We start from the raw sequence: 3894 nt of genomic DNA on the forward strand, positions 1-3894 counted from the left end.
TGTAGCTTTCAGCGGTAAATGTCACGAAGTGACATCACTGATTGTCGCCTCCTGCGGCCTGCTCCTTTGGGGAAGCACTGATAAAGCCAGCTTTCCCGCTCGGTCCGGCACGTTGCGCTCTGAGGAAGGGCCTCATCATAGGCTTGGTGAGATCCGTCCAGCCTGAAGGATCGTGGTTTGTGCCAGCGCCAGTCCATCCATCGATTTATCGGCATCAGCACGTTCGTTCCTGCTTCACCTCGCTTTGCCGAACATGACGTAACCGAAAGGCGCGACAGCCAGGAAGCCGCGAACAGACCACGTCGCAATCTGCCGAACAGGCATTGGCCGGCAACAGGAAGGCCAATGATTTCGGTCGATGATATCCGCATAATATTTGAGGGTGAGGAAGGTAGCATAGTATAAATGCTGAACTGATCACCTGCCTGCTCGACGCGGGCGATCGGCAGTTCGACATCTCCGAGAGGGGTGCCACCACGGTCATTCAGCAGACCCAGTGCTGCCCAACCGGCGAAAGCACCCATCATGGCCGAGGTAAGCCAATAACCGATGCGGCCAATGGTAGACTGACGCCGCATCAGAGGAACATAAAAAGCCGCAGACCCCAAGCCAGCTATCACGCCTAAGAGGCTACCCCAACCGAGAATACTGGTGAGGCCGGGTGTAACCGGCGCAAACGGACGTGAAAAGTAAACAACGGGCAGCGTGATGGATGCTAGAAGTGAAACCAGCCACAGCCCTTGGCGAAGGATGAAGTCGAAGCGGCGAGCACTACTCGCATCTTGTTGTTCGGTGAGATTCATGCCGCTGCCGCCGCTGTGGCAGCATGCCTGCCGAGCGTTCGATAAACGGTCGGCCGGGAAATCGAGAACAGCTCGGCGAGGTCGCTGATCGAGTAGTCGTCGGTATCGTACATGCGACGAAGCTCCTTCTGCTGCCGATCGGACAGCTTGGGCTTCTTCCCACGCAGCTTCCCCTTAGCGCGGGCGACCGCCATGCCCTCGCGGGTGCGGAGCTTGATGAGGTCCGCCTCGAACTCGGCAAAGGTGGCAAGGATGTTGAAGAACAGCTTACCCATCGGGTCAGCCGGATCGTGGACGCTGGCACCAAGCTGTAGCTTCACCCCACGGGCAGCAAGGCCGTCCCCGATCGCGCGCGCGTCCGGAACTGATCGCGCGAGCCGGTCAAGCTTGGGCACTACCAGCGTGTCGCCGCTTCGTACTGCGGCTAGTGCTTGGTCGAGGCCGGGGCGATCCCGGTTCGTGCCGGTGAGCCCCTTGTCGGTGTAGATGCGATCGGCCGCCACCCCGAGCTTGAGCAGCGCGTCATGCTGGGCGGCAAGGTCCTGTTTGTCGGTCGAGCAGCGGGCATAGCCGATCAGCGTGTGCGTCATAGCCGGAGTGTAACGTATAAGGCCCCATCACCGCAAAACATATGGTACCATCTATGTGAGACTCGGCTTTCGGCCGCTTTCCGTGCTGTTGGAGATCGACCGGCCGAGTCCGCTGAACGATCCTCTATCGGACAGGGGGCGATCACCATGGCGGATGGTCGAAGATCGGAGACAGGAGGCGCGGAGGTGGCGCGGCGAATGGCGGCACTTCGCGCCCATCTGCATGGTGGCGCGTCGCTGGCCAAAGTCGCGGCCGATGCCGGTGTTTCGCTGCGCACCGTCCAGCGATGGCTCGCTCGCTATACCGCCAACGGTCCAATGGGCCTCGCGCGGCCGCTTCGTCCGGAAGCTGGCACACGGACGTTCCCGGACGGTCTGGTCCAACTGATCCAGGGCATGGCGCTGACGAAGCCGCCGGCCTCGATCGCAACCATCCATCGTCGCGTTGTGCATGTCGCTAGCGAATATGGATGGCACACGCCGTCCTACGGCAGCGTTCGCGATATCGTGCGCCGGATCGATCCTGCGATGCTGACGCTCGCGCATGAGGGCGCTGCCGCTTTCCGCGACAAATACGAGATGGTCCATCGTCATCGCGCCGATCGCCCGAACGCGATCTGGCAGGCCGACCACACCGAACTCGACATCCTCATCCTCGATGCTCGTGGCAGGCCGACACGGCCGTGGCTGACGACGGTGGTGGACGATCATTCCCGCGTGATCGCAGGCTACATGGTGTTTCTCGGCGCGCCATCCGCGCTCAATACGTCGCTCGCGCTGCGCCAGGCCATCTGGCGCAAGGCCGATCCGGCATGGCCGGTGTGCGGCATTCCCGATGTGCTGCACGTCGATCACGGATCGGACTTCACCAGCCTCCACCTCGAACAGGCCGCGGCCGATCTGCGTATCAGGCTGATCTACTCAGCCGTCGCCCGTCCGCAGGGGCGTGGCAAGATCGAGCGGCTGTTCCGGACCATCAACACCGAACTGCTGGCCGAACTCCCCGGCAACCTGCGCGCCGGCAAGACGGTATCCCCACCGGCCCTTTCACTGGCCGAACTGGACGCGGCGATCGGCGCCTGGATCATCTCGACCTATAATGCGCGTCCCCACCGTTCGATCGGGGCGGCACCGATAGCCGCATGGCGGGGCGATGGCTGGTTGCCCCGGATGCCGGAGACGCTTGCCGAACTGGACATGCTGCTGGTCATGGTCGCCAAGCCCCGCACCGTTCACCGCGACGGCATCCGCTTCGAGGGATTGCGCTACTTCGATCCGACGCTGGCAGCCTACGTCGGCGAGCCGGTGACGATCCGCTACGACCCCCGCGACATGGGCGAAGTCCGCGTGTTCCATCGCAACGTGTTCCTGTGCCGGGCGATCGATGCGGATCATGCCGCGAACAGTGTCACCCTAAAGGACATCCAGGCGGCGCGGATCGCGCATCGGCGTCGCCTGCGGCAGGAGATCAGGGAGAAGCAATCGAGCGTTATAGACTATCTTCCAGCGATCCTGCGCACTCCGGCTCCGATCGCGAAACCGGCGCGATTGCCTGAATTGGCGCCGGTCTCCGCAGCGACTCCGGCGCCGCCACCAAGCCGGCCGAAGCTACGCACCTATTATGAGGGCGACTGATGACCGCCGGCAGTACGCGCGCGACCAGCTTCATCTCGACCCAAGAGCACCGCCGCTTCATCGAGTTCGCCGACGCCGTTCGGAAGCATCGCTACATCGGCCTGTGTCATGGCCCAGCGGGCGTCGGCAAAACGCTCTCGGCCTGCCGGTATGCCCGATGGCACAAGGCTGCGCCCCTGCTCACCGTTTGGGGACCACGCGATCCATCCGACCTGGAAATCTATGCCCACCTCGCTCAGGCACGTGCGGTTTTCTACACACCTTCGGTCGGCAGCACGTTGCGCGAACTGCGGCAGGATCTGCCCCGGCTGCTCGACCGAGTGGACCATTGCATCGACGAACACGTCCGGCCTCAGAAAGTCGGACAGGTCCGTTATGTCAGTCGTCATACCCGCTACGTCGAAATGGTGATCGTCGATGAAGCCGAGCGCCTGTCGACGACGGCGCTGGAATACATGCGTGACGTGTTCGATCGGCAGGGGATCGGGCTCATCCTGATCGGGATGCCCGGTATCGAAAAGCGCATGGCGCGCTATCCCCAGCTCTTCAGCCGGGTCGGCTTCGCCCACCAATATCGGCCGTTGCAGGATGCGGAGCTGACCTTCGTGCTGACCCGCCGCTGGCGCGACCTCGGCCTTGCCCTCGACGACGCCGATTTCACCGACGCGCAAGCGGTCGCGGCCATCGTTCGGATCACAGGTGGCAATTTCCGGCTACTGCACCGCCTGTTCGTGCAGATCGAGCGCGTGCTGAAGATCAACGGCCTCGCAACCATCAGCGAGGATGTCGTGGAAGCCGCCCGCAGCACCCTCGTCATCGGCGTCACCTAGTGCTGACATTCGTGACATTTACCGCTGAAAGCCACA

4 protein-coding genes are annotated in these 3894 nt (G+C 62.7%); 2 read left to right on the forward strand and 2 right to left on the reverse strand.

What is annotated here, in order from left to right; genetic code table 11:
* Nucleotides 1-8: 8 nt before the first annotated feature.
* Nucleotides 9-803 carry a hypothetical protein gene (locus ABLE43_RS23040; protein ID WP_130119994.1) on the reverse strand — a complete coding sequence of 265 codons (795 nt, stop codon included), beginning with the start codon at nt 801-803 and terminating at the stop codon, nt 9-11.
* A complete protein-coding gene (locus ABLE43_RS23045) occupies nt 800-1393 on the reverse strand; it encodes a recombinase family protein (RefSeq protein WP_007406866.1) in 594 nt (197 codons plus the stop codon). The genes ABLE43_RS23040 and ABLE43_RS23045 overlap by 4 nt, the downstream gene beginning before the upstream one ends.
* A gap of 147 nt (nt 1394-1540) precedes the next feature.
* On the opposite strand from ABLE43_RS23045, the gene ABLE43_RS23050 reads away from it, so the two are divergent.
* Together ABLE43_RS23050 and ABLE43_RS23055 are read left to right on the forward strand one after the other, a co-directional pair.
* Nucleotides 1541-3028: a Mu transposase C-terminal domain-containing protein gene (locus ABLE43_RS23050; protein WP_052811639.1), complete on the forward strand. Its 1488-nt coding sequence runs from the start codon at nt 1541-1543 to the stop codon at nt 3026-3028.
* The gene (locus ABLE43_RS23055) at nt 3028-3858 is read left to right on the forward strand and encodes an AAA family ATPase (RefSeq protein ID WP_007406871.1); all 831 of its coding nucleotides are present in this window, start codon (nt 3028-3030) and stop codon (nt 3856-3858) included. Before ABLE43_RS23050 ends, ABLE43_RS23055 begins: the two co-directional genes overlap by 1 nt.
* Nucleotides 3859-3894 lie beyond the last annotated feature (36 nt).

This window comes from Sphingomonas silueang, assembly GCF_040049155.1.
Classification (GTDB): Bacteria; Pseudomonadota; Alphaproteobacteria; order Sphingomonadales; family Sphingomonadaceae; genus Sphingomonas; species Sphingomonas silueang.

Excerpts from the sequence above, each read along its gene's own strand:
- ABLE43_RS23050 (WP_052811639.1), top strand. The coding sequence starts at position 1,541 with ATGGCGGATGGTCGAAGATCGGAGACAGGAGGCGCGGAGGTGGCGCGG.
- ABLE43_RS23055 (WP_007406871.1), top strand. The coding sequence starts at position 3,028 with ATGACCGCCGGCAGTACGCGCGCGACCAGCTTCATCTCGACCCAAGAG.
- ABLE43_RS23045 (WP_007406866.1), bottom strand. The coding sequence starts at position 1,393 with ATGACGCACACGCTGATCGGCTATGCCCGCTGCTCGACCGACAAACAG.
- ABLE43_RS23040 (WP_130119994.1), bottom strand. The coding sequence starts at position 803 with ATGAATCTCACCGAACAACAAGATGCGAGTAGTGCTCGCCGCTTCGAC.